Source organism: Stenotrophomonas sp. GD03680 (assembly GCF_029844625.1).
In the GTDB taxonomy this organism is placed as follows: domain Bacteria; phylum Pseudomonadota; class Gammaproteobacteria; order Xanthomonadales; family Xanthomonadaceae; genus Stenotrophomonas; species Stenotrophomonas maltophilia_P.
In genome coordinates, this window is the sequence record NZ_JAOCKC010000006.1 from 152,843 (window position 1) to 177,727 (window position 24,885).

Sequence of the window (24,885 nt, forward strand, 5' to 3'; positions counted from 1 at the left end):
TGGGGCTCAGGGAGAGTCGGTGCGAAGTGCTTCAAGGAGTGCCTTGTCGTAGGCCGGCCGGTGCTCGGGTTTCAAGCCCTCGCGCATCTCGAACACATGCTCGAGCGTGATGCGCTGGAGATCGCCCGCAGCCCGCTCCACCTCACGACTTGCACGTTCCACCTGGGGGTTCCATTTGGGGTCAGCCGCGATGGCGTCCGCCAGCTGGCGGTTGGCAATCCGCAGGCGCGCTTCGATCTCACCTCGCCTTGTTGCGAACAGCTGTTCCTTGGCCTGGAGGATCTGCTTCTCCGAGTCGTCCAGAGGCACCACGGCGTGAAGGCGTTCATGGAGATCGCTGTGCCCAGGATTGAGCGAGTGCCAGATCCAGCCGATAGCCAGCGCGCACACTACGCCAATGATGGCGCCAGCGATTGTTGCCAGCGGCAGCCTCATGAGGGGTCCGATTGCCATCAGCGTTCCACCAGTAGAGCGTATGGGGACATGGAAGCTGGGGCCGCGACCCATGTCGGGCGCGAGGGTGCCTGGGTGACAAAGAAGGCGGAGCCTACTCCTCCGCAGGTAAGCACCGCCGCGAGCGCCGCGCATGCGAGTGCCCGGCGGAACTCTCGCTTACCGGCCCATTGCGAAGGGGAAGCTTCCTGGGACAGGCGTCGGACCAGGCTATCGGTGGCCCGATCATGGCCGTCTGGCCTTGTAGCTGCCGAGGCTCTGGACAGCCAATCGTCTAGATCATTCATGTGGAGATCTCCTCATCCTTCCCTACTTATACGCCTGCCGTGGGGAGATCCCCTCAAACCTCTGATTGCTGACCTCCCCGCGGGTTCTCAGATTCACCGATGAGCACCGGGGCGAAGCTGATCCGGCACTGGGAGGTTCACAGGTCTGGACGTGATTAGTGCCGTGTCAAGAGTTCAGAACGGATGCTTCAGCGCACACGGTTCTAGAGCATCCGAGAAGCCCAGTGAAGAAGGAAGCGCTCTTGCTCCGCCGTTTCCACGGCTCCGGGACGAGCACTCCGAACTCTGGCCATAGCTTCTTCAGCGCTTAGGCATGATCTGCTCTCGAGCAGTAGCATCGAAGCCACGGTGCCCGCTCTGCCAAGCCCTCCTTTGCAATGAACGACTACTTTGTCACCGCGGAGCAAATCGTCAGTGAGGACGGGGCCTAGTCGTGTCCACTCGTCCAAGAACTGAGGATCCGGCGCTTCTCCATCACGAATCGGAAGACCATGCCAGTGCAGGCCATGAGCGCGCGCGCGTTCGGGTAGCGACCCTATCCCGAGATCGTCGAACTCCCACGGTTCAATCAAGGAAAGCAGATGGCGACATCCCCAAGCTGAGACGGACGCTAGATCGAGCTCGAGATCTCTACACCACGAGCCCGTCATTGCAACTTTCTGATGCTTACCGGGGGCAAAGGTAACGCCTATGGTTCCTCCGTTGGCACCGACGGAAAGTCCCGCAATCTGCAACGGATGAGACAAGCTAGTTCTGTGCACAGAATCCTCGAGTATTGGGGGCTGGCGGTGTCTCACTGCGGCGTCCGAAGATTGCATCCACGGCACACTCCATCCACTAAGGCCGCGCCTTGGGCTTTGTGCTGCCTGGATTGAGGCGCTCCTCAAGACGCTGGATCACCAGCTGCAGCCCCTCGTCTCCATCAGAATATGGTGCAGCGAAGAGAGGGGCTTCAATCCAGAGGAAGTGTTGGCCGGGATGCACGTAGGCCCCGTGATCATCCAGCAACAGTGCCTCGCCAAGTTCTGCCGAAACGAATCGAAGGTCCTTCGTCGGACCGTCCCATTCGATGTATGGGAGATGTTGAGACCATTCGGGAGCGCGTCCCTCCAGCACCAAGAGGGATGTAATCTCTGCAACAACCTTTTGGGGTACAGAGGTGAACATGACGATCCGATTGAAGGTGCTGCTGGCATAGTTTAGGAACTCCATCAGGCCGGGTCGGGGTATTTGACTGACGGCATTGGAGATAAGTGTTCCCTCAAGGTCCAGTGCAAGAATGATTGGACGCATCTATCAAGTCTCGTGATTCTTGGTTCAGCTGAGCCAGGGAAGTGGGTAATCGAGGGCCTCTGTTTTGACTAGATTTCGCCCAAGGATGGAGCTGCAAGCCAGTAGTCATCGCCTATCTTCAGTATGCTTTCCAGCGCTACATCGATCATCAGTGGTCGTCGCCAACCTGTGTCAGGAAGGAAGCAATAGTCGGTTCTTCGAAGTTCACCCGCGGCCGCCTTTACTACCAGCCAGCGCGTCCTCCTTCGCATCTCTCGGGAAAGCACTTCTAGTGCGGCGTCCTCGTTGCCACCGCTACTAAGGAACTGGCTCGCTGCTCCCCTTACAGATGACCAGAGCACGTATCGTTTCCGCCCCAGGCTCAGACGAGTCCACTCCTCATCCTGACTTCTCAGGATTTCATCTACGCGGTGCACTCCGATACGGTGACGGCGCAGCAATGATGTGAGATAGGCGCTTGCCTCTCGATCCGCTAGCTGGCGCCAGATCCAAAGTCTTGCGTGTTTATCAAGCGTCGGGCGCCAAGCATCAAGCATCCCCTTGAGCGCTGCATCAAGGTCATCAGGAAGAATCAGGTCATCGACGTAGGACCAACTGACCGGTTCGTAGAGAGAGCGCTTAACGGCTCCGTTGCCTGAACTGGAACCGGTCACAACACCTGCGCTTTTTAGGAATTGCAGGAGTTGCTGGGCGACAGCAGGGTCTGAGGAAACGGGCGCGCTAACGGAAGTGGAGCGTTCAAGCGCACACCAGGCGCAGGTGTAGAAAGGACCAAGCGATACGACAAGTGAGTCGAGCTCGGGCCACGAAGGAAGGAGGGTCTGTTGGCTACGGCCATAGATCACTCGATCCCCGGCAAATTAACCAGTCCGGATGCTACCAAGGCGGCACGATGTCGTCTACATGATTTTCATGTATGCCGTGCCCCGGTCATAGATTTCCATCCGCTCCTTGAGGCGGACCGGATGGCTACGAAGACGATCTATCAGAACCCGTACCTCCGTTTGGTCGGAAAGCTTCGGGAGCATCGGGAGATCTTGGGCATCAGTCAGACTCAGCTTGCTGCCCATCTGGGGTGGCCCCAACAGCGCATTTCTTCAATAGAGTCTGGATCACGTCGTCTAGACGTTCTCGAATTCTGCCAAATGGCATCTGCGCTGGGTGTCTCTCCAGCTGAGGTGTCTGATCTGATCTGCAAGGCTCTAAAGGCAGTGCGAGTCTCGAGGATCAATTGACAAGGCTCACATAAGTCGAAAGTCTTATTTCAAGCATAAGTAATTGATTTATATGCTTTAAATAAGTTTTCCGTTGTTATTTAGTCCTTCAGCAGCAAGTGAGTGCGCTGCGGAGAGGCGGCGCCAGCCGCCTCCCGCAGACCGCGCCGGTCTCAGTACGGCACCCAGGCATCACGCCAGGCTGCGCCCACGCCCGGCCGGTACGCGTCGGCGTTGACGTTGCACCACGCGCCTTCAGGGAACGGGCGGCAGGCATACAGCCGGCCATCGCTGCCCTTCACCACGGTCTGCCCGGGCACATAGCTGCCGATGCCTGCCGGGTACACGTAGTCGAAGTCGCCGCCCGGCGAAGGCGTGCCCGGATCGGGTACCCGGGTGTCCAGCTGGAAGCGGTTGCCTTCTTTCAGATAGACCCGGTTGCCGGTCGCCGACGCCGTCGGCGTGATCGTGCCGTTGGACAGTACGCCCACCCGAGCGTGCTGGCTGGCGCCATTGACCTTGCGGGCCAGCACCAGCGGCCACTGCGCGGCCGCCGTCTGGCCGCTGGCCAGTGTGGCCTCCACCCGCTCCACATCGTTGCCGCTGGCGTTGAACACGCGCAGCGCCAGGACGGTGCCGACCGGCAGATCGCCACGCGCGGTGAGCGGGCCGGCATCCTGCCACTGCGATGCCGGGGGAGTGCTGCCGCCCTCGAAACGCACATCCATGCAGGTGTAGAACGCTTCGGTCGAATCCGCGCGCTGCCACGTGTTGTAGATCACGTGCTGGCCCGTGCGCTGTGGCAGCGGGCACTGCAGCCTGTACGTGCCATCGGCGGACAGCGGGGTGTTGCCCAGTGTGCAGAACTCCTGCAGGTCCGCCCAGCGCAGAGGACTGCCCGGTGTCCAGCCTTCGCGGGTAACGAAGAATCGCCAGTCACGCGTGGCATGCGGTGCGGTGGCCTTGAACACGAAGGTGAACCTGCCGTTCGCATCGGGTTGGATCGGCGTGGTCTGCCAATCACTGCGGTTCAGATCCAGGCCGCGGAAGGTCGGGTTGTTGCCGCTGCACAGCGTGCCGTCGGGTACGACGGCCTGATGGTTGCCATTGGCGTTGGCCTGGTTGATGCCGTTCCAGTCGTAGAACGCCTGCGAGCCGGCGAGTGCTTTCGCGGCGGCGCAGGCCGGGTTGGTTGGATTCTCCGGATTGCCCTGGAAACAGGCGTAGACGCGACTGGCCGGCGTGGTCATGGTGCCGTGCGCGAATGCGCTGCTGGCCAGGCAGATCAGGCCGGCGGCTGCGAATGAGCTGGCCAGCACTACACGTGTGGATCGGATTGACATGGCGCATCCTTGTGGTCGTCGATGGGAACGGTGACCGCAGGCGTTGCGCTGCGCAGCGGACGGTCGGCGGCACCTCGGCGAGTATCGAGGTGCGTTGCATCGCGCGGTACCTTGGAAGTGCCGTTCCGTGACTGCCTGCGTGAAGCCTTTCCCACAGGCTTCACGCAGGCCTGAACGGATGCGCAGAAGGTCACGCGTCGTGCGTGGTGCCGATCACGCGACGCCGTGTGTCAGCGCGTCCTGATCCACCCGGTCCGCCTGGCACGAAAAACACCCGTGGCCTGCGTTGTGCAACTGCACGAAGGCCACCGCGGGATCGGCGAACAGCACATCGAGCTGCACCCCGACCTCGTTGCCGGGGCAGACCTGCCCGCTGATCATCAGTGCATCCTCGTCGTAGGCGCGCAGTGAGATAAGCCGTCGCTCGACGTAGGGCGGAACGACCCCGGCGGGCAGGACGCAGCGCGTAGCGCCGCGCTGCACGAAGATCGGACCGGACGCGCGATAGGGCGAGTGCGTGGCCAGGTGGGTATGGGGCAGCAGAAGCAGTTCGGCGCCACTTGGGGGGTCGGACAGGCTGACCCGGCACGGATGGCCGCCGCGATCCCCGGCCCAGCGTCGCAGGATGCCCTGCGCGGCCAGCGCGCGGTCGCTCTGTTCGAACAGGTGCTGGAAGGGGCGGTGATCGAGGCCGCTGAGGTACCACGCGTTCATGGGAATCTCCTGGGTTCGCCATGAGTCTGCGTGGCCGACGGCTGCGCTGCTCGCCATGATGCGACGCCGCATTCGATCCGGCCGACATGGGCCTGGCTTTCCAGTGACGATTGCCCATCGCCGCCAGCCTCCTGCCCGTGTAAGTTGGGTCACATCTTCCGCGGCAGCCCGTCGTGGTCGACAGGAACGTCTTCCAGGGGAAACGAGCACGATGCAAAGACACCACCTCGCACTGGCCGGCGCGCTGGCCAGCCTGCTGCTTGCCGGTTGCGGCGCAGCGCCTTCCGGCAGCGCCGATGCGGCGGCGGAAACGCCCGGCCGCCGCTACGGACAGATCGACTTCCAGCCCTGCACATTGACCACGATGGGCGCCAGCGCCAACGTCGAGGCACAGTGCGCCACCCTGCAGGTGGCCGAGGACAGGGCGCAGCCGCAAGGGCGGAAGATCAACCTCCGTATCGCCTGGCTGGAATCGGGCAACAGTGGCTCCGGCCAACCGGATCCGGTGTTCTTCCTCGCCGGCGGGCCCGGGCAGGCGGCCAGCGAGGTGGCGGTCATCGTCGATACCGCCCTGCGCCAGGTTCGCAAGCAACGCGACATCTTCCTGATCGACCAGCGCGGCACCGGTGGCTCCAACCCGCTCAACTGCCTGGGCGCAGATGGCAAGGAACTGGCCTTCGACGAAGAGGCCCCCCCCAGCGAGGCGCTGCTGCGCGACTACGCCCAGCGCTGCGCAAGCTCTCTGCAGGGACGTGCCGATGCGCGGTTCTACACCACCCGCGACGCCGTTGCCGATCTGGATGCCGTGCGCCAGGCGCTGGGCGTGGATGCGCTGAACCTGGTGGGTGGTTCCTACGGAACCCGCGTGGCCCAGCGTTATGCCGCGGCCTATCCGCAGCACACCCGCAGCATCGTCATCGACGGCGTCGTTCCGAACGAGCTGGTGGTCGGGGGTGACTTCGCCAATACCTTCGAAGACGCGATCAATCTGCAGTCGGCCCAGTGCCGCAAGGACCCGGCGTGCAGCAAGCGCTTTCCGAGCGACACCAGCAAGCAGCTGCGCGGCGTGCTCGATACGCTGCGCGCCGCGCCGGTGACCGTTGACTACCGCGACCCCGGCACGAACGCGCCGCGGCGCGACGTGCTGACGCCGGACAGCGTGATGGGGCTGGCGTTCGCCTTCTCCTATGTTCCGCAGTACGCCTCGCTGTTGCCGCTGGTGCTGGACGAGGCTGCGCAGGGCCGCTACGCGCCGCTCGCCTCGCTGGCACGCGGTGCCAACCGCAGCATGGGCTTCCAGATCAACCGCGGCATGCAGTGGTCGGTGATCTGCAGCGAGGACGCTCCGCGCTACCACGCGCCAGCCGCCAATGCCGAGCGCCTGTTCGGCAACGAGGTGGCCAGCGCCTTCTTCGCGCCGTGTGCTGTCTGGCCGCACACCGCGGCCCCCGCCGCGGATGCCGCACCGCTGCGCAGTGAGGTGCCGGCGCTGCTGCTGTCCGGTGAACTGGACCCGGTCACGCCACCGCGCTACGCCGCACAGGTGCTCAAGGGGCTGCCGCAGGGGCGCGCACTGGTCGCGCGCGGCCAGGGCCACGGCACGCTCTCCGCCGGCTGCATGCCCCGCCTGCTGGGCCAGTTCATCGACAGCACCGATGCCAAGGCGCTGGATGCCAGCTGCCTGGATACGCTGAGCTACGTGCCGGCGTTCACCTCGTTCAACGGATGGGAACCATGATCGTCGCCGACAACCTGCACAAGGCCTTCGATACCCGCACCGGCCGCATCCAGGCGGTGGCCGATGTCGGCTTCCGCGCCGAGGACGGTCGCATCACCGGTCTGCTTGGCCCGAACGGTGCCGGCAAGACCACCACCATGCGCATGCTGTACACCCTGATGACGCCTGACCAGGGCAGCATCAGCGTCGATGGCATCGATGCCGCGCGCAATCCCGTGGAGGTGCGTCGCCACCTGGGCGTGCTGCCCGATGCGCGGGGCGTCTACAAGCGGTTGACCGCGCGCGAGAACATCGCCTATTTCGGCCGGCTGCACGGCCTGTCCGAAGCTCGCATCCGCGAGCGCATCGACGTGCTGTCGCAGGCGCTGGACATGGGCGACATCCTCGACCGCCAGACCGATGGCTTCTCGCAGGGCCAGCGCACCAAGACCGCGATCGCGCGCGCACTCGTGCACGATCCGCGCAATGTGATTCTCGACGAGCCGACCAACGGCCTGGATGTGATGACCACCCGTGCACTGCGCCGGTTCCTGCTGGGACTTCGTGAGGAAGGGCGGTGCGTGATTCTGTCCAGCCACATCATGCAGGAGGTGGCTGCACTGTGCGACCACATCGTGATCATCGCCAAGGGCACGGTCATGGCCGCCGGCAGTGCCGATGAGCTGCGCGCGCAGTCCGGCGAAGCCAATCTGGAAGATGCGTTCGTGAAACTGATCGGCAGCGAAGAGGGCCTGCACGCATGAGCATGATGTCGACCCTGATGACGGTGATGCGCAAGGAGCTGCGTGATCTCTCCCGCGACCGCCGCACGCTGATGCTGACCCTGCTGTTCGGTCCGCTGCTGTACCCGGTGCTGCTGCTGGGCATGGGCAAGCTGGCCGAGAGCCGCGTGCGCACGCAGATCGAGCAACCGCTGCAGATTCCGACCATCGGCGCGGACAACGCACCGAACCTGGTCCGCTTCCTGGCCGCGCAGGGGCTCAACGCCAGCGCAGCACCCAAGGACCTGGCTGCGGCCATCCGCAACCAGGACATCGACGTCGCGCTGCGCATCAGCGATGACTTCGGCGAGGACTGGGCCGCGGGCAGGCCGGCGCTGGTGGAGGTGATCAAGGACAGCACCCGGCGTGCCGCCGAAGTGCCCAGCGCACGCCTGGAAGCGGCGCTGGCCACCTACAACGGCCAGGTGGGCGCACTGCGGCTGATGGCACGCGGCGTGGATGCCCAGGTCGCGCGTCCGCTGGACGTGGGCAGCCAGGATCTGGCCAGTGCCGAAGCGAAACGGGGCATGATCCTGTCGATGCTGCTGCCGGTGCTGTTGACCCTGACCTCGTTCATCGGCGGCGCCTATCTGGTGATGGACGCCACCGCCGGCGAACGTGAGCGGCAGTCACTCGAGCCCCTGCTGGCGACGCCCGGCTCACGCAGCGCGATCGTAAGTGGCAAGATCGCCGCCGCCTGCGTGGTCGGCTTCGCGTCGCTGCTGTTGACCCTGGTGGCTTTCAAGGTCAGCGCGCAGATCGCCCCGGGCAACATCGGTCGCCAGTTCAACATGAATGTCGGCTCGATGCTGCAGATGCTGCTGGTGATGCTGCCGATGCTGCTGATCGGTACCTCGCTGCTGACCTTCCTGTCGGCGGCGGCCAAGAGCATGAAGGAAGCGCAGAGCCACATGACCTGGCTGATGCTGTTGCCGATGCTGCCCGGCTACGCACTGGTCGCCTACCCGCTGAAGAGCGAGCTGTGGCAGTACGCGGTGCCGTTCCTGTCGCAGAACCAGATGCTGCTGAAGGTCATCCGCCATGAAGTGATCAGTCCCAGCGTCTGGGCGATCTATCTGGGCGCCAGTCTCGGTCTGGCCGCACTGCTGTGGTTTGCCGCCGTGCGCCGCTACCACAACGAACGCCTGGCGATTTCCGGCTGACCGCCACTGGAAGCGCCGGGCCCTGCCCGGCGGATAGGGAACGAGGCCCGGTCATTCCGGGCCTCGCTGTTTTCAGGTTCGCCTTGCCTGCCAAGCGGCGAAGCGCCGGGCGATCACCGGGGCCAGTCGGTCGACGTTTTCCCAGGTATCGGCGACGTGGTACAGATCCGGGACATCGGCCCCAGCTGTTCCTCATAGTCTTCGAGATACTGGCCATCTTCGAGGTCGTAGTATGCGGCTGTGAACGTGTTGGCCTCATCACTGATCAGGTCATCGACGAATTTGCCATCGCTGTATTCCAGCAGGAACCGGCCGGGTGTCGTTCTGCGCTCCCGCAGTGCCTGCAGGTCCTCTTCTGCATCCTCGGCGAGCTCTTCATTTGCCATGCCCTGTAGCAGCAGCCATGCCAGGTACATGCCAATGTGAGTGGCTCCGGCCTCAGCCGGAAGATCTGCGGGGAAGTCACCGCCGGAATGCCAGCTGGCGTCGTCGTACTTCATCTGTTCCCATCCTGAAATCAGCAGGCAGTCTGGGGCGCGAAGGCAGGCAGAGGAAGTGCTGAATACGTCAGCCCTCTGCATACCGCGCAGGCGTCACCCCCATCTCGCGCTTGAACACGGCGATGAAGGCGCTGGGGGTGTCGTAGCCGAGCGACAGCGCCACGCTGATCACCGGTTCCCCGGCCAGCAGGCGTGGCAGCGCCAGCAGGACGCGCAGGCGCTGGCGCCATTGGCTGAGTGTCATGCCGGTTTCGGCGCGCCAGTGGCGCGCAAGGGTGCGGCTGGACAGTCCCATGGCAAGGGACCAGGCCTCGACGCTGCGGGTGTCCTGTGGTGCACGCGCCAACGCCGCAGCAACGCGCCGCAGGCGCCGATCGCGTGGCTGCGGCAAGGCCAGCGGCAGCGGTGTGCTGGCGTCGATCTCATCGACAATGACGCCGGCAAGACGCTCCTGCACCGCGTCGAGCGGTGCGGGCGCCCAGCGCAGCGCGCGATCCACGGCTGCCTGCAGCAGGGCGCCCGGTTGCACGATGCGTGGGCGTGCCGGGAGTCGCGTGCAGGTCGCCGCGTCGAGGTACAGGCTCCAGCCATTGAACGGGCCGATGCTGGCCAGCGCATGCGGCAGTCCGGGAGGAACCCACGCCATATGGCCGGCTGGCAGCAGCCAGTGCAGGTCGCCTGCCTCGATCCGCAGCAGGCCCTGTCGCGCCCCCAGCAGCTGCCCGCGGGCGTGCTGGTGCCGGGCGGTCCGGCGTGGACGGTCCAGGGCCAGTTGCGCGGTCAGCAGCACCGGCCCTCGGGCGGTGTCGACCAGGGGCGGGTCAATCAGGGCGGGGGATGTCTGATATGCCATATCAACTGGCAGTTATACGGCAGATCCGGCAGACAGGAGCGTCCACACTGCACTCCACCCGCCGAAAGGAGTTCCTCATGCAGCCTCAAGACATCCTCCCTGACCATCAGAACGACGTGGTGGCCAACGGCGTCACCGTGCGCAAGGGCAGCGTGGGCGCTTTCCTTGCCAGCGTCCGCGACTGGCAGGATCCCGCCGGCAGCCCTGCCTCCCGGGCAGCGGCGGAAGCCGACCTGCGCGCGCTGCTGCCGGGTCTGCATGCGTTGGGCCTGTTCCGCATCCTGAGGGCACGCGATCCGGCCCTGCAGCACCTGATCGACGGCGAGCGCTGATACGAACAAGGCCCGGACAGACCGGGCCTTGTCGTGATCGTTGGCGGGGATGTCCCGGCTCAGCCGCCCGGCGCGAACACCAGAGTGCGGCGGGTGGTGACCGGAGCGCTGACCGGCTCGAAACGCCAGCGCTTCACGGCGTTCATGGCTTCGCGGTCGAAGATGCGCGCGGGCGTCGCACGCAGCACGCGGGCGTTCACCACAGAGCCGTCGGTACCCACGGTGATCTCCACCAGTACCTCGCCGGACGTGCCAGCGCGCAGGGCGTCGGCCGGATAGCGGGGGGCCGGCGTACTGACCGGACGCAGGCTGGGCGCGGCGGCAGGTGCCTGGCGTGCGGCATTGGCCTGCTGCGCAGCGGCCTGTTGCTGCTTCTGCTCCGCTTCACGCCGTGCGGCGGCCTGGCGCTCGGCTTCCTCGCGCTCGCTGTCACGGCGGGCGGCATCCTGCTGTGCGGCGATCTGCCTGGCCGCATCGGCTTCTTTGGCACGCTGCTCGGCCAGGCGCTGCTGCTCGGCCTGCTGCCGGGTACGGTCCTCGGCGTCCTTCTTGGCCCGCTCCGCTTCCGACTCGGTGCGCTTGGCCGCGTTCTCCACACCCTTGGCCAGGCCGTCCTTCAGGCGTGGCAGGGCCGGTGCGGAGGCATCCACCTTCTCGATCAGGGCGACCAGGCGCTGCGCCTCGGTGAAGTCCTCGCGGCCCAGATGCTGCTCGGCCGCGATCAGGGTGTAGGGCAGCAGGTCGGTCAGCGCACTTTTCACCGCGGCATCGTCCGGCGTCTTGTCGCGCAGGGCCAGGTAGTACTCGATGGCGTTGTCGCCGGCCGGGGCGTACATGCGGTTCTCGCGCAGCGCCTGGCTGGCCGACTCGCGCAGCTGCTCGGTGCCCATCGACTGCACCTTGGCGGCCACTACCGGTGTCGCCGGCGCCGCAGCGGCAGGCGATCCTGCCGGGGCAGGGGCAGGCGTTTCTTCCTTGCCCGAGCAGGCGGCCAGGGCCAGTACCAAGGCAACCGGCAGCCACCGGCGCGCGGCGGTGATCGTTGTGACGTGCGACATCCTGCTCCCCTCTAAGAAGACGACGTTACGTAAATCATTGATATGCATGGCCGGGACCGTGGGTCCGAGCACGGCAGGGTGGCGTTTCCCGACGCCACCGCCGGCAACGGCGAGGAAGCAATCTAGCATCCCCGCCAGCGCTGCGTACAAGGGCGGCAGCGACGACCGGCGGTGGCGTCCGCGCCACCACCGGCCAGCGCCTCAATGCGCCTGTGCCTTGTCGTGGCTGTTGGACATCAGCTTGTCGGTCCAGGCGATGCCGATCGCCGAGAGGATGAACACGCAGTGGATGATGGTCTGCCAGAGCACGCCCTGCTCGGTGAAGGTCGAGCACCTGGCGGCACCGATGTTGGCAGCGGCGACGTTCATCAGTTCCGGCGCGCACAGCGGCAGGCCGCCCAGCGAACCGCTGGCGATGAAGGTCTTGAGCAGGTGGATCGAGGAAATGCCGATGATCGCCATCGCCAGCTTCACCTTCAGGACGCTGGCATTGACGTGGCTCAACCATTCCGGCTGGTCGGGATGGCCTTCCAGCCGCAGGCGCGAGACGAAGGTTTCATAACCGCCGACGATCACCATCACCAGCAGGTTGGAAATCATCACCACGTCGATCAGGCCCAGCACGATCAGCATGATCTGCTGTTCGCCCATCGAGGCCGAGTGGGAGATCAGGTGCCACAGTTCCTTGCCGAACAGGAACACGTAGACACCCTGGGCGACGATCAGGCCCAGGTACAACGGCAGCTGCAGCCAGCGCGAGGCGAAGATCAGCGAGGACAGCGGGGAGAGGGGGCGTTGGGGGGACATGCAGGACAGTGCGTTGCGGGGGAGGAGCGAGGTTACCGGCCCGCCATGACGGTGCCAAGCCAACTCCCGCACTAGACTTCAGGTTCCTTACCGCACCCGAGCCGCTGCCATGATCGATCTGTATTACTGGCCTACCCCGAACGGCCATAAAGTCACCCTGATGCTGGAGGAAAGCGGGCTGGAGTACCGCATCCACCCGGTCAACATCGGATCGGGCGACCAGTTCAAGCCGGACTTCCTGGCGATCTCGCCCAACAACAAGATGCCGGCCATCGTCGACCATGCGCCGGCTGACGGCGGCGCGCCGCAGAGCGTGTTCGAATCCGGTGCGATCCTGCTGTACCTGGCCGAGAAGACCGGTCGCTTCCTGCCCACCGATGCGCGTGGGCGCATCGCCACGCTGGAATGGCTGTTCTGGCAGATGGCCGGGCTGGGCCCGATGAGCGGCCAGATGGGGCATTTCAATGTCTACGCACCGCAGAAGATTCCTTACGCCATCGAGCGCTACGACAACGAGGTGCGGCGCCTGCATGGGGTGATGGACAAGCGGCTGGCCGGGCATGCCTTCCTGGCCGGCGAGGAGTACACCATCGCCGACATGGCCAGCTATCCGTGGGTCGGTGCCTACGACGCGCTGCCGGCAGATTTCGATGCCTTCCCGAACCTCAAGCGCTGGCATCAGGCCATCGCCGCGCGCCCGGCCACCCAGCGGGCGTATGCGCTGCGCCAGCAGGTCAATCCGAACGCCGGCAAGCCGCTCAGCGATGATGAGCGCAAGCATCTGTTCGGCCAGCGCTGAGGGTCCTGCGCAGGCCGCTGCGCTCGCCGGGCATGGCCCGGCGCTACCCGCCCGTCAACGGCCGATGTGCCGTGCCCGGTCCCTGCCATGGGCAGAAGGTCATGCTGCCTTCCCGCACGGGCTTGGTTAGGATGGGGGCTGATCGCCACCGCACATGCTGCGGTGGCGGACCTGCCGTTTGCCGGGATCCTCCATGCGCCACCTGTTCGCTTCGCTTGCCCTCATGCTCGCCACCAGTACTGCCGCCCACGCTGAAAAACTGACGCTGGAAGCCATCACCGGTCCATTGCCGCTGTCCGGGCCGACCCTGATGAAGCCCAAGGTCGCTCCGGACGGTTCGCAGGTCAGCTTCCTGCGCGGCAAGGACAGCGACCGCAACCAGCTGGATCTGTGGACCTACGACATCGCCAGCGGCCAGACCCGCCTGCTGGTCGACTCCAAGGTGGTGCTGCCGGGCACCGAGACCCTCAGCGACGAGGAGAAGGCCCGCCGCGAGCGCCAGCGCATCGCGGCGATGACCGGCATCGTCGATTACCAGTGGTCGCCGGACGCACAGCGCCTGTTGTTCCCGCTCGGCGGCGAGCTCTACCTGTACGACCTGAAGCAGCAGGGTCCGGCAGCAGTACGCCAGCTGACCCACGGCGAAGGCTTTGCCACCGACGCCAAGCTGTCGCCGAAAGGCGGCTTCGTCAGCTTCATCCGCGGCCGCAACCTGTGGGTGATCGATCTGGCCAATGGCAGCCAGCTGCAGCTGACCGGTGATGGCAGCGCCACAATCGGCAACGGTGTGGCCGAGTTCGTGGCCGACGAGGAAATGGACCGCCACACCGGCTACTGGTGGGCGCCGGATGATTCGGCCATCGCCTTCGCACGCATCGACGAAGCACCGGTACCGGTACAGAAGCGCTACGAGGTCTATGCAGACCGCACCGATGTCATCGAACAGCGTTACCCGGCCGCCGGCGATGCCAATGTACGCGTGCAGCTGGGCGTGATCGCGCCGGCCGCCGCGGCACAACCGCGCTGGATCGACCTGGGCAAGGAACAGGACATCTACCTGGCGCGCGTGGATTGGCGTGATGCCCAGCACCTGACGTTCCAGCGCCAGTCGCGTGACCAGAGGCAGCTGGATCTGGTGGAAGTGGCATTGGACTCAAACCGTCAGCGCGTGCTTGCCCATGAAACCAGCCCCACCTGGGTGCCACTGCACAACAGCCTGCGCTTCCTGCAGGACGGCAGCATGCTGTGGTCGTCCGAGCGTACCGGCTTCCAGCATCTGTACCGCATCGACAGCACGGGCAAGGCCACCGCGCTGACCCACGGTGACTGGCCCGTGGATGAACTCCTGGCTGTGGATGAAGCGGCCGGCAAGGCCTATTTCCGCGCCGGCATCGAGACGTCGCGCGAGAGCCAGATCTACTCCGTCCCGCTGCAGGGCGGACAGGCGCCACAGCGGCTGTCCAAGGCGCCGGGCATGCACAGCGCCAGCTTCGCGCGCAACGCCAGTGTCTATGTCGACAGCTGGTCCAACAGCACCACACCGCCGCAGATCGAGCTGTACCGCGCCAACGGTGAGAAGATCGCGACGCTGGTGGACAATGATCTGGCCGATCCCAAGCATCCCTACGCGCGCTATCGCGATGCGCAGCGACCGGTCGAATTCGGCACCCTGACCGCTGCCGATGGCCGGACGCCGCTCAACTACAGCCTGATCAAGCCTGCCGGCTTCGATCCCTCCAAGCGCTATCCGGTGGCGGTGTACGTCTATGGCGGCCCGGCCAGCCAGACCGTCACCGACAGCTGGCCCGGACGTGGCGATCATCTGTTCAACCAGTACCTGGCGCAGCAGGGCTACGTGGTGTTCTCGCTCGACAACCGTGGCACCCCACGGCGTGGCCGTGAGTTCGGCGGCGCGCTCTATGGCAGGCAGGGCACGGTGGAGGTGACCGACCAGCTGCGCGGCGTGGCATGGCTGAAGCAGCAACCCTGGGTCGACCCCGCGCGCATCGGCGTGCAGGGCTGGTCCAACGGCGGTTACATGACCCTGATGCTGCTGGCCAAGGCGTCCGACAGCTATGCCTGCGGCGTGGCCGGTGCACCGGTCACCGACTGGGGGCTGTACGACAGCCATTACACCGAACGCTACATGGATCTGCCGGCACGCAACGAGGCCGGTTATCGCGAAGCGCGCGTGCTGACCCACATCGACGGACTGCGCTCACCCCTGCTGCTGATCCACGGCATGGCCGATGACAACGTGCTGTTCACCAATTCGACCAGCCTGATGAGTGCGCTGCAGAAGCGCGGCCAGCCCTTCGAACTGATGACCTACCCGGGCGCCAAGCATGGCCTGTCCGGTGCCGATGCGCTGCACCGCTACCGTGTGGCGGAAGCGTTCCTGGGACGTTGCCTGAAACCCTGAGTCACAACCGGGAAGGAGCCCGCCGATGAACCACCTGCCCCCCCCTGTTCCTGGCCATCCCGCCCATCCCCCCGGCTGGTGGCGCCGTCACTGGCGATGGGCGATGCCACTGACCGTGGTGGTGTTCCTGGGCGTACTGGGCGGTTCCGCGGCATGGAGTGTGATGCGCTGGGGCGAAGCCGCACGCGAGAGTCCGCCGATGCGTGAGGCGATGCGGCGCGCCGGATGCAGCATCGAGCTGGTGGAGGCCTTCGGCGAACCGCTGCGCGCCGGCTCGCTGCCATTGGGCAGCATGCAGACCGCGATCACCGGTGAGCGCGATGTGGGCCTGACCGTGTCGCTGGAAGGGGCCCATGCGCACGGTCGCCTGTTCGTGCAGGGCATCCGCCGCGACGATGTCTGGGACTACCCGGTGATGTATGTGCTGGGTGCGGACAAACAGACCTTCGATCTGACCGCGCTGGACGATGAGGAGGCTGCGCAGGAGTGTGAACTGCAGGCCTGCCGCGAGCGCGGTGGCTGCCCGATGACGGCCGCGTTCTGACCGGCGCCATGACTTCCCACCGATTGTCGCCATCGCCATGAGCGCGTAGGGTGCGGGCAACCCTGTCCTGGAGTGCTTCATGAAGCCGATCGCGCTGGCCGTCGCCCTGGCCCTGACCGCTGCACAGCTGCTGTCCGCCCCCCCGGCCCTGGCCGCACCGGCCGCCAAGGCCACCACGCCTGCCAGCCCCGCCTGGGTCGCGCGCAGCAATGCGCTGGCGCAGATCCTGCTCGACGCGCAGGGACCGTTCCAGCCCGAGCAGACCGGCTTCTTCGGCGTGCCGGGCTACGACGACAAGGTGGCCGACCTCGGCCCGGACAATGGCGCGCGCTACCGCGCCGCGACAGCCAAGGCGCGCGACGAGCTGCAGACCCGGCTGGCTACGGAGAAGGATCCCAACGTCCGCCAGGACCTGCAGATCATGATCCACGCCGCCAACCAGAACATCGAGGGCAGCGAGCTCAACGACAAGTACCTGCTGCCGTGGACCGATGCGCCGCAGACGGTGTTCAGCGGCCTCAATCTTCTGCTGTCCGACCAGGTGCCGGCCGAGCGCCGGGCCAAGGCGCTTGATCGCCTCAAGGCGTACGCCGGGCTGACGCCGGGCGGCACCGCCTTCACCACGCTGGCGCGCCAGCGCTACGAAGAACGCCTGAAGGACAGCGCGCTGCTGCAGCCGACGAAGATCGAAGTGCAGCAGTCGCTGGACAACGTCGAGACCTACATCAGCGGCATCGAGTCGCTGCTGAAGAAGTACCAGATCAGCGGTGCCGATGAAGCGATGAGGGCCCTGGCGGGGCAGATGAAGGAGTACGCGGCCTGGACGCGCAAGGAGGTGCTGCCGAAGGCGCGTACCGACACGCGCCTGCCGGCGCCGCTCTACGCATACCAGCTCAAGCAGGTTGGCATCGACATCGACCCGAAGCTGCTGATGCAGCGTGCCCAGCTGGAGTTCATGGAAACCCGCTCGGCGATGCAGCAGCTGGCGCCGCTGGTGGTGAAGGAGAAGGGCCTGAAGGTCGCCGATCCCACCGATCCGGTCGCCGTGATCCGCGCACTGAAGGCCGACAAGATCGCCGACGACCAGCTCGAAGGCCACTATCGCAAGGTGATCGACGCCATCGATCCACTGATCCGCGAGCATGGCATTGTCGACGTGCCCAAGCGCGCCATGCAGATGCGCCTGGGTTCGGCTGCCGAGAGCGCCGCCAGCCCGGCACCGCATTTCCTGCCGGCACCGCTGGTGAACAACACCGGACAGCAGGGCACCTTCGTGCTGCCATTGGGCAACCCGGCGGCCGGTGCCGGCGCCCAGTACGACGACTTCAACTTCGGTGCGGCCGCGTGGACCCTGAGCGCGCATGAGGGCCGTCCCGGCCATGAGCTGCAGTTCACCGCGATGGTCGAGCGGGGCGTCTCGCTGGCGCGCACCATGTTCGCGTTCAATTCGGTGAACGTGGAAGGCTGGGCGCTGTACGCCGAAGCGGAGATGGTGCCGTACGAGCCTCTGGACGGGCAGATGATCGCCCTGCAGTTCCGCCTGCTTCGCGCCGCGCGCGCGATGCTTGATCCGATGCTCAACCTCGGCCTGACCGACCGTGCAAACGGCGAACGCGTGCTGATCGAACAGGTCGGCCTGTCCAAGGCCATGGCCACCCAGGAGCTGGACCGCTACACCGTGCGCATGCCCGGCCAGGCGGGCAGCTACTTCTATGGCTACACCCGCATCCTGGAGCTGCGCATGCAGACCGAACTGGCACTGGGCGCGAAGTTCGACCGCCTGGCGTTCAACAACTTCCTGCTCGACCAGGGCCTGCTGCCGCCGGATCAGCTGGCCGACGCAGTGAACCAGGTGTTCGTGCCGAAGTACCGGAAGAAGTAACGGTAGCGCCGGGCCATGCCCGGCGAGCGCAGCGGGGAAGCGAAATGCCGCCGGGCACGGCCCGGCGCTACCCGATCGGTGTGGTAGCGCCGGGCCATGCCCGGCGGGCGGGAACCGGGCCACAAAAAAACGGCCCCGCATTGCGGGGCCGCCGGGGTGGGCCGGGAGGGGGGAGGGGAATCCCGGCCCGCGTTCAACGCCCAGACGAGGAGAGAGGGGCGCTGAACGCTGGAACGCGTTACGCCGCTGCCGCTTCCGCCGCCTCATGCGAGGGCAGCGCAGCCAGTGCACCGGCAATGGCATCTTCGCGATGCTGCGGCGAGTAGGCGATGCCCTCGGCGCGCACGAACTCGACCTCGTTGATACCCATGAAGGCGAACACCTGGCGCAGGAACGGCTCCTGGAAGTCGGCCGGCGAGTCGGTGTAGATGCCGCCACGGCTGCTGGCGATGATCACCCGCTTGCCACCGGCCAGACCCACCGGGCCATTCTCGGTGTACTTGAAGGTGCGGCCGGCCACGGCCACGCGGTCGATCCAGGCCTTCAGGGTGGAGGGGATGCTGAAGTTGTACATCGGCGCGCCGATCACCACGACATCGGCATCGAGGAACTGCTGCATCACCTGTTCAGCATCGGTCGCCTCGGCCGCATCGGTCTTGGCCAGCGAGCTGCTGCGCAGATGCGGTACCGGATTGGCGTCAAGATCGCGATAATCGACCTGCAGGCCGTCGATCTGGTCCTTGAACCGGGCCACCACCGCCGCCGACAGCTGGCGGGAGACGGAATTGTCGCCAAGCACGCTGGCGTCGAGATGCAGAAGCTTCATGGCAGTCACCTATGTTCTGGAAGGAAGGGCGGGTTTGCCGCCGACGGAGAGAACGATAGGTTGTTGCAAAGGCGGAATAAAGGTGGTTGAATGCCACGTATTGTTCTAGATATGGAACTCGGGTATGCATGACCTGAATGATCTGTACTACTTCGCGATGGTGGTCGACCACGGCGGGTTCGCCGCGGCCGAGCGCGCCCTGGGCATCCCCAAGTCACGCCTGAGCCGCCGCATCAGCCAGCTGGAGACCGACCTGGGCGTGCGCCTGCTGCAGCGCTCCACGCGCCGCTTCGCGGTCACCGACGTCGGCACCAGCGTGCACCGTCACGCCCAGACCATGCTGGCCGAAGCACAGGCCGCACGCGAAGTGGTGGACCGCCTCAGTGCGGAACCGCGCGGCGTGGTCCGCGCCAGTGTGCCGGTCTCGCTGGCGCAGATGCAGCTGCCCAAGCTGCTGCCCAAGTTCCTGGAGCAGTACCCGAAGGTGCGGCTGCAGCTGAACATCAGCAACCGCCGCGTGGACATCATCAACGAAGGCTACGACGTCGCCCTGCGCGTGCGCTCGCGCCTGGACGACGATGGCAGCCTGGTGATGCGCAGCTTCGGCCAGGTGCAGGAACTGCTGGTGGCCAGCCCGAAGTACCTGGACCGCGCCGGCCGCCCGAAGGAGCCGGAAGAGCTGACCCAGCACGTCACCCTCAGCATCAGCGAGGACGAGGCGCGCCAGCGCTGGGAACTGCATGGCCCGGAAGGCGAAGTGCGCCGGGTGGACCTGCAGCCGCGCGTGGCCGGCTTCGACTTCCCGCTGCTGCAGAGCATGGTGAAGGACGGCTTCGGCATCACCATGCTGCCGGAAACCGTGTGCGCCGATGCTGTGCGCAATGGCGAACTGGAGGTGGTGTTGCCGGACTGGTCGCTGCCGCAGGGCGTGTGCCACGCCGTGTTTGCCTCGCGTCGGGGCCTGCTGCCGGCGGTGCGCGTGTTCATCGATTTCCTGGCCGAGCACCTGCCGCCGCAGCTGGAGGCCTCGCGCCTGCATTGCGATGGCGCCTGCGAGAAGGCCAAGGAGCGCATCAAGGCCAGCGCGCTGGGTGCGCTGGCGGTGGATGCGGGCTGAGCCTGGGGCGGTAACGCCGGGCCAGCCCCGGCCGCGACGACGGTCTTGGGCAAATCGCCCGGCCGTGCGAGAATGCGTGCCCGGCCAGCAGTGCCGGGCCGATACGGAGAGATGGCCGAGCGGTTTAAGGCACCGGTCTTGAAAACCGGCGAAGGGTTAAACCTTCCGTGGGTTCGAATCCCACTCTCTCCGCCAGTCCTTGAAAGAGCCCCTAGAAATAGGGGTTTTTTCGTTTCCACTTCCTTTGCTACTCGCCCGCTCACCCATTCGCCTGCAAAGGTCGGTTCCGCGCGATTTGCTGCCAAACCTAGCCTTGCGCCTCGGATTGTATCCACAGTGTACGTCGACCGATGCGAATGGAGCGTGGGAAGTGGCCGGCCTTGATCTCGCCGTAGATGAAGGTGGTGCCCATCTCGCTCATCTGGCGTACGCAATCAAGCGATAATAGTTCCTCCAACTTGTCAGCCGCAGCCATGATGACCTCCGGAGCGTCGAGTTCTCGGTGTGCGCTCGGCAAGACCGAGCTGAAACTGCAGGACGTTGTCGGTGGCCGCAGGCACCGTGGCTGGGCGCGCGCTGCGTTCCGAAGAGAAAAATCGGCGCCCCTCTGCGGCGCAATGCCCCCGGATTGTCCACTCCAGAAATGGGGCCAAAGCAAGTCTTTGTGTTATTTGCAGAGGCGGGTAGGCTTCTAAGCCGCTGGTGGATCCTTCTCAGGTCTGGGCAAGGGAGGCACTTGAGCTGCGCTTCTCCAGCCGTTACCGGCAACTCGGCTTCGATAGTGGTACCTCTGGGGTCGTCAATTGGAGAGCGTTGCCGTGCCCTCCATACATAATCCAGACATTCCGAATCAGAATTTCCCGTGTTTCTTGTCTTCTTTGAACTGCTCGGCAATATCGCTCACTTTTGCCTCTAGCTGACGCCCAATGTTTGTCATGTATTGGACGTGCTCCTTCAGTTTTTCAAGCTCTTGCTCTAGCTGAGATGCGGGCATCAGCCCATACTGTACGTTCGCCTCCTCATGTTGTTCAAATTTTGGAGCGCCATCTGGAATTTTTTGGCCGCCTAGATTGGCTGTGAAGAAAATATAGGCGTCGTGCGCCGGTATACGGCGACCGGACCAATGGGCAAACATGTGCCTTATCGGCCGGTGCACACCTAAGATCTCAGCTGCTTTGCTCAGTCCTTCCGACACATTTTTGTTCCACACGCAGTCCTCTGCTTGGCACTTAAGGTGTTCGATAGTGTCCTTGTCGTTGAGCTTCAAGGCGTACGTGGCCGGTTTTCCTGACTGAATTTGTTCCAGTAGGTTAATGATCCGCCGTGCCTCAAAATCTGCAAAGCAATAGCTCTGGATGAACTGTCCTATCTTGAAGTAATCATCTTTTCCAAGAGGGGCGGTGTCATTGAGTACATGGCGCAAAGACTTCCTTGCCATTTCCAGCTTTCTTATTTCATCCATTGTCATCTTCTCGACTGGGTTCAGATGTGGATGCGCTGCTCTACGACTGAGCGCCTGGACGGCGAGCATATCTTGGCCCAGACGCACGGTTCTGGCTGCGCATGGGCCAAGAGGATGGGGCAGCCCAGAATCACACTAGGAGCTGGCATCCCGCAGGGCAAGCGCTTCGCTGAGCGAGGGTCAGCGCAGGCAAGACCAGTTGACCCGAGCTCGGATCTGATCCCCATCCAAGGGGGCGGTTGACACCTGATCATGGTCTCAGCGCGGGCCTTCCTCGAGCCGCTGATTGAAATTGCCTTCCGGGCAGAGGTGCAGAGCTTAAAAGGCGAGTGGGGCGAGGAAGTCTCCGCCAGCGCTAGCGGCGAGGTATGGGCGCGGGCCAGTTCTACCGCCGCCCCAAGGTGCGGCAACAGGCCAAGCTCTTGGGCGGAGGCGCCAAGTTGATTGCGGCGCCAAGATCGAGTGGGCCCCGCTATCGGCGAAGTTGAGGGGGTTAGGAGGCAGCTCACGGCGGAGACTTGCCCGACGCGGACAGTACTGTTGCGCGCTTCACGGCTCTGGCTTTCCCGATTTTGTATTAGCTCTTGATGGACATAAGATCTCAATGCGAGGCTACGGACTCGAAATGCTCGACGACGGAACGCAGGCGGCCGTGGAAGATCGTGGCTTCTTGATGATCAACAGGGGGACTCAAATGCTGACTTTTAGAACGCAGTTTCCACTTCGCTCCGATGTGGAGATGGCTGATTTTATGGAGTGCTGTAGGGAGTGGGTTAGTGGCAGTCCGCACACCCTGCTCAATGGATTGAAAAGCGGGAGGCCAGAGGGAGTTCACGAGGTAGACGGAGAAAGGGCGCAATTTCTTGCGTCTAGCGGTGCGGATTTGCAGTTGGGGGGTATTAGATATGAAAAGGCTGATGATGAGGGAGTTCACTGGACAACAGAGGTGGTTGGCTGCAAGTCTACTTCTGGTGAGCTCTTTGTTTCCGTTCAGCTTAGTGTTGACGCCGAAGTTCCTGTCGAAAAGCTGGATAGGGGGCGGCGGCCATATATCCTTAAGATTTTAATGCAGAGATTTTCGGGCGGTACGGATGGAGGTCTTGTAGTTGATGATCGGCCTTTCTTCTTGTCTGAGGATCAGCAGGATCTGGCCGCAGACATCATTTGTGCCCGCGTTGGAAGTGCGATGCCTGTAGTGTATGTGAGTCGGCATGGGGATGGCGGTCTTTCCGTTGATCCGAATCGTCTGGCAGAGTGGATATCGGCGATGGCGCACGTGGTGGTTGAGCCCTCGCGTTCTTTTTCTACTGCGCTCTCCAGGGAGGTGTTCGGAGAAAACCCGTATGGTGGGGCGGTCGCGATCTATTGGCCTGATGGAATTGGTCGCTGGTTGTATCTTCCTGATAGATGGAAGAAGCCGGGCGAGCTCCAGGCCGCAATAGCTCGTAAAGTGAGAAATTCTCTGCTTTACCACCGCATTCGTCAGGAGTGCACTTGGAGTTACCTTCAGCAGTGCGCGGCAAATGACAGATTTGAAGAGGTGCGTAAGTCTGGCGCCGGCAGCCTTGAAGAGTACGTGGCACATTTCGATAGTGAAATTGCCGAGCAGCGGAAGAAAATGGCTGAGCAGGACGAGGAAATACGACGTTTGCAGGCTCGGCTCAATTTAGGCAAGTTCTCCGGCTGGACTACGGAGTCAGTGGCAGGAGACGCTGTATCCAGGATAGAACTCGCTTCGTCTGAGCGCGATCTCTATCAAGGGGAGCAGTACTCGGCAGTGTTGGATGCTCTCCAGCACGCTGCCGATTCAGCTGAAGCCAACTCTCGCAGGCGCCATATCTTGACAGCGATTATTGAATCAAATCGTAATGAGGGGGAGCGGGATATCATCACTGCGAAGCTGAAGGATGTACTGAGTCAATATGAATCAATGAGCCCGGCTGTGCGGAGAGAGCTTGAGTCTCTCGGATTCTCAGTTGACCAGGACGGTAAGCACTGCAAGATCACATTTAGAGGTGAGGAACGTTTCCCGTTCATTCTCTCCAAGACTGCGAGTGATCATCGTGCTGGCAAAAACGCATTCGCTCAGATTAAGAAGAAATTGTTCTAGTGCTTATTTTTATGTAAGAATCGTCCTTTGTGCGGGAGCCCAGTCTCGCCCCTCATAGGGCGAGACTAATGGCATAAGCTGCCCATTTGTCCATCAAAATTCGCCCCTTCTCGGGCATGGTGCCACGCTTGCAGGCGGCTTTGGTTTTATCCCGGATCCTGTGCGCGAGAGCGCCTTCTGAAAGGTCGTCTGGGAGGGCTGTCGTTTCGCCGGTCCAGTCTTTGAAAGTAGACCTGAACCCGCGCGCGATTACCTGTCCATTTCCCATACGTTTCAGTAGGGCGAGCATCGTCTTCTCGCTCAGCGGCTCATGGCTTAGATCGTTGGGGAACAGCAGGTGTATGCGCTTTCGGTGGCGCCAATGCTCAAGAACCTCCTCCTCTGGAGGGTAATCGCTTTGCTGGGAAAGGTTCTGAGAGGCTGCTATCTGATCTCGGTGTTTGCTGCCTTATCTTGGACCCTGATACATGTCTTGGCGTCAGGGCTGGCGGCCCACGTCGCGGTGTTTCCGGGCTTCATTTCCATGAGCGTCCTCGTTCTTCGCGCGGAGCGGCGAGTGGCAGGCTATTGGTCCTCGGTGGTTCATCACCTCGCAATAAACGTTATCGCGGTCGCAGGCATTTTGTTGCGTGATCTTGCGGGATAATTTCCGTCCGTGTGCATGTTCGGACTAGCGAGTCGCGTCAATTGAACTTCGCGTCACCCAGGCGCAGGTCGGCAGAAGACGCAGTTGAGCAGTCCGATTCGACAGGTCTCACAGCATCAGCCGCTTCCACCATGTGGAAGCAGGCGCTGAACACACGCTTCTCCGCACCATTCGTGGTGCCGGAGGTACCCGGGGTGTAGCCGGAAACAACCACCGTATAGTGCTTTCCCGCGCGCAAAGCTGTGCCGAGTGCAGGCTTCCCATCCTGACCGTACGGCAGACACTGGCCAGGACCCAGCGCAGGCTCGATAGCCCCTTCGCGCAGAAAGATGCGCTGCCAGACAGGCGGATGTCCCTTGCCCACTTCCGTCACTGTCACGCCCGCGATAATCGGCGGGGCAACACGTGTCTCACGCGTGTCAGGCACGCCAAAACACGGTACGCCATCGTGTGCCTGGATCGTGGCGCGCTGATAGGTCCCATGGGGCTGTGAACCCGTGGCCATCATTGGCAACAGCAGGATCACCAGGGCCACCGTCTGTCGCATCAACGGGTCACCTC

25 protein-coding genes and 1 tRNA gene are annotated in these 24,885 nt (G+C 63.9%); 12 read left to right on the forward strand and 14 right to left on the reverse strand.

All coding sequences use genetic code 11. The features are described 5' to 3' along the window. Nucleotides 1-6: 6 nt before the first annotated feature. The 4 genes from N5J29_RS10295 to N5J29_RS10310 all read right to left on the reverse strand — a co-directional run bounded on the left by N5J29_RS10295 (nt 7) and on the right by N5J29_RS10310 (nt 2,878). Nucleotides 7-435 (reverse strand): periplasmic heavy metal sensor, encoded by a 429-nt coding sequence (locus N5J29_RS10295; RefSeq protein WP_087786541.1) that lies wholly within the window; start codon nt 433-435, stop codon nt 7-9. 508 nt (nt 436-943) lie between these two features. After that, nucleotides 944-1,558: a cyclin-dependent kinase inhibitor 3 family protein gene (locus N5J29_RS10300; RefSeq protein WP_162838411.1), complete on the reverse strand. Its 615-nt coding sequence runs from the start codon at nt 1,556-1,558 to the stop codon at nt 944-946. Nucleotides 1,559-1,577: 19 nt separating this feature from the next. Then, on the reverse strand, nt 1,578-2,033 hold the full coding sequence (locus N5J29_RS10305) for an NIF family HAD-type phosphatase (RefSeq protein ID WP_032961321.1): 456 nt from the start codon (nt 2,031-2,033) through the stop codon (nt 1,578-1,580). A gap of 68 nt (nt 2,034-2,101) precedes the next feature. Beyond that, entirely contained in the window at nt 2,102-2,878 is a 777-nt protein-coding gene (locus tag N5J29_RS10310) for a hypothetical protein (protein ID WP_125899104.1), read from the reverse strand. A gap of 120 nt (nt 2,879-2,998) precedes the next feature. Between N5J29_RS10310 and N5J29_RS10315 the strand changes: the two genes are divergently transcribed. Next, nucleotides 2,999-3,268 (forward strand): helix-turn-helix transcriptional regulator, encoded by a 270-nt coding sequence (locus N5J29_RS10315; RefSeq protein WP_075075810.1) that lies wholly within the window; start codon nt 2,999-3,001, stop codon nt 3,266-3,268. A gap of 152 nt (nt 3,269-3,420) precedes the next feature. Here N5J29_RS10315 and N5J29_RS10320 read toward each other — a convergent pair whose 3' ends face one another. Both N5J29_RS10320 and N5J29_RS10325 read right to left on the reverse strand, forming a co-directional pair. Further along, the gene (locus N5J29_RS10320; RefSeq protein ID WP_164150483.1) at nt 3,421-4,590 is read right to left on the reverse strand and encodes a lytic polysaccharide monooxygenase; all 1,170 of its coding nucleotides are present in this window, start codon (nt 4,588-4,590) and stop codon (nt 3,421-3,423) included. Nucleotides 4,591-4,803: 213 nt separating this feature from the next. After that, complete coding sequence (locus N5J29_RS10325) at nt 4,804-5,304, reverse strand: DUF1203 domain-containing protein (protein WP_053519570.1); 501 nt, start codon at nt 5,302-5,304, stop codon at nt 4,804-4,806. A 211-nt stretch (nt 5,305-5,515) separates the two neighbouring features. On the opposite strand from N5J29_RS10325, the gene N5J29_RS10330 reads away from it, so the two are divergent. Genes N5J29_RS10330 through N5J29_RS10340 form a run of 3 tightly spaced genes read left to right on the forward strand, consistent with a single transcriptional unit; the run spans nt 5,516 to nt 8,966 of the window. Next, the gene (locus N5J29_RS10330) at nt 5,516-7,042 is read left to right on the forward strand and encodes an alpha/beta fold hydrolase (RefSeq protein WP_111187200.1); all 1,527 of its coding nucleotides are present in this window, start codon (nt 5,516-5,518) and stop codon (nt 7,040-7,042) included. Next, complete coding sequence (locus N5J29_RS10335) at nt 7,039-7,785, forward strand: ATP-binding cassette domain-containing protein (RefSeq protein ID WP_065174298.1); 747 nt, start codon at nt 7,039-7,041, stop codon at nt 7,783-7,785. The genes N5J29_RS10330 and N5J29_RS10335 overlap by 4 nt, the downstream gene beginning before the upstream one ends. Further along, nucleotides 7,782-8,966, forward strand: a complete 1,185-nt coding sequence (locus tag N5J29_RS10340) for an ABC transporter permease (RefSeq protein ID WP_065174299.1) — start codon at nt 7,782-7,784, stop codon at nt 8,964-8,966. Before N5J29_RS10335 ends, N5J29_RS10340 begins: the two co-directional genes overlap by 4 nt. Nucleotides 8,967-9,079: 113 nt before the next feature. On the opposite strand, the gene N5J29_RS10345 is transcribed toward N5J29_RS10340, so the two are convergent. Both N5J29_RS10345 and N5J29_RS10350 read right to left on the reverse strand, forming a co-directional pair. Continuing rightward, nucleotides 9,080-9,466 carry a hypothetical protein gene (locus N5J29_RS10345; protein WP_239519737.1) on the reverse strand — a complete coding sequence of 129 codons (387 nt, stop codon included), beginning with the start codon at nt 9,464-9,466 and terminating at the stop codon, nt 9,080-9,082. Nucleotides 9,467-9,533: 67 nt separating this feature from the next. Then, nucleotides 9,534-10,319, reverse strand: coding sequence for a helix-turn-helix transcriptional regulator (locus N5J29_RS10350; protein ID WP_164150485.1), 786 nt, complete (start codon nt 10,317-10,319; stop codon nt 9,534-9,536). Nucleotides 10,320-10,396: 77 nt separating this feature from the next. On the opposite strand from N5J29_RS10350, the gene N5J29_RS10355 reads away from it, so the two are divergent. Continuing rightward, the gene (locus tag N5J29_RS10355; RefSeq protein ID WP_053519575.1) at nt 10,397-10,651 is read left to right on the forward strand and encodes a hypothetical protein; all 255 of its coding nucleotides are present in this window, start codon (nt 10,397-10,399) and stop codon (nt 10,649-10,651) included. 59 nt (nt 10,652-10,710) lie between these two features. On the opposite strand, the gene N5J29_RS10360 is transcribed toward N5J29_RS10355, so the two are convergent. Together N5J29_RS10360 and N5J29_RS10365 are read right to left on the reverse strand one after the other, a co-directional pair. Further along, nucleotides 10,711-11,709: a TonB family protein gene (locus N5J29_RS10360; protein WP_164150487.1), complete on the reverse strand. Its 999-nt coding sequence runs from the start codon at nt 11,707-11,709 to the stop codon at nt 10,711-10,713. A gap of 201 nt (nt 11,710-11,910) precedes the next feature. After that, nucleotides 11,911-12,516, reverse strand: a complete 606-nt coding sequence (locus tag N5J29_RS10365; protein WP_053519577.1) for a TIGR00645 family protein — start codon at nt 12,514-12,516, stop codon at nt 11,911-11,913. Between the two features lie 109 nt (nt 12,517-12,625). On the opposite strand from N5J29_RS10365, the gene N5J29_RS10370 reads away from it, so the two are divergent. The 4 genes from N5J29_RS10370 (at nt 12,626) to N5J29_RS10385 (ending at nt 18,163) form a co-directional block, all read left to right on the forward strand. Continuing rightward, nucleotides 12,626-13,315, forward strand: a complete 690-nt coding sequence (locus N5J29_RS10370; RefSeq protein ID WP_164150489.1) for a glutathione binding-like protein — start codon at nt 12,626-12,628, stop codon at nt 13,313-13,315. A gap of 193 nt (nt 13,316-13,508) precedes the next feature. After that, the gene (locus tag N5J29_RS10375; protein ID WP_164150492.1) at nt 13,509-15,737 is read left to right on the forward strand and encodes a S9 family peptidase; all 2,229 of its coding nucleotides are present in this window, start codon (nt 13,509-13,511) and stop codon (nt 15,735-15,737) included. Nucleotides 15,738-15,762: 25 nt separating this feature from the next. Continuing rightward, nucleotides 15,763-16,281 (forward strand): cytochrome c oxidase assembly factor Coa1 family protein, encoded by a 519-nt coding sequence (locus N5J29_RS10380; protein ID WP_053519580.1) that lies wholly within the window; start codon nt 15,763-15,765, stop codon nt 16,279-16,281. A 79-nt stretch (nt 16,282-16,360) separates the two neighbouring features. Beyond that, nucleotides 16,361-18,163, forward strand: a complete 1,803-nt coding sequence (locus tag N5J29_RS10385) for a DUF885 domain-containing protein (protein WP_164150494.1) — start codon at nt 16,361-16,363, stop codon at nt 18,161-18,163. 238 nt (nt 18,164-18,401) lie between these two features. On the opposite strand, the gene N5J29_RS10390 is transcribed toward N5J29_RS10385, so the two are convergent. Then, nucleotides 18,402-18,989 carry an NAD(P)H-dependent oxidoreductase gene (locus N5J29_RS10390; RefSeq protein ID WP_074899233.1) on the reverse strand — a complete coding sequence of 196 codons (588 nt, stop codon included), beginning with the start codon at nt 18,987-18,989 and terminating at the stop codon, nt 18,402-18,404. 124 nt (nt 18,990-19,113) lie between these two features. Between N5J29_RS10390 and N5J29_RS10395 the strand changes: the two genes are divergently transcribed. Both N5J29_RS10395 and N5J29_RS10400 read left to right on the forward strand, forming a co-directional pair. Beyond that, nucleotides 19,114-20,106, forward strand: coding sequence for a LysR family transcriptional regulator (locus N5J29_RS10395; RefSeq protein WP_053520355.1), 993 nt, complete (start codon nt 19,114-19,116; stop codon nt 20,104-20,106). 105 nt (nt 20,107-20,211) lie between these two features. Continuing rightward, nucleotides 20,212-20,301 (forward strand) — tRNA-Ser (locus tag N5J29_RS10400). Between the two features lie 112 nt (nt 20,302-20,413). Here N5J29_RS10400 and N5J29_RS10405 read toward each other — a convergent pair. Next, the gene (locus N5J29_RS10405) at nt 20,414-20,581 is read right to left on the reverse strand and encodes an AlpA family phage regulatory protein (protein WP_164152443.1); all 168 of its coding nucleotides are present in this window, start codon (nt 20,579-20,581) and stop codon (nt 20,414-20,416) included. Between the two features lie 375 nt (nt 20,582-20,956). After that, the gene (locus N5J29_RS10410) at nt 20,957-21,655 is read right to left on the reverse strand and encodes a hypothetical protein (protein WP_164152441.1); all 699 of its coding nucleotides are present in this window, start codon (nt 21,653-21,655) and stop codon (nt 20,957-20,959) included. A gap of 538 nt (nt 21,656-22,193) precedes the next feature. On the opposite strand from N5J29_RS10410, the gene N5J29_RS10415 reads away from it, so the two are divergent. Beyond that, nucleotides 22,194-23,678 carry a hypothetical protein gene (locus tag N5J29_RS10415; protein ID WP_164152439.1) on the forward strand — a complete coding sequence of 495 codons (1,485 nt, stop codon included), beginning with the start codon at nt 22,194-22,196 and terminating at the stop codon, nt 23,676-23,678. Between the two features lie 683 nt (nt 23,679-24,361). On the opposite strand, the gene N5J29_RS10420 is transcribed toward N5J29_RS10415, so the two are convergent. Continuing rightward, nucleotides 24,362-24,871: a hypothetical protein gene (locus N5J29_RS10420; RefSeq protein WP_164152437.1), complete on the reverse strand. Its 510-nt coding sequence runs from the start codon at nt 24,869-24,871 to the stop codon at nt 24,362-24,364. Between the last annotated feature and the right edge of the window lie 14 nt (nt 24,872-24,885).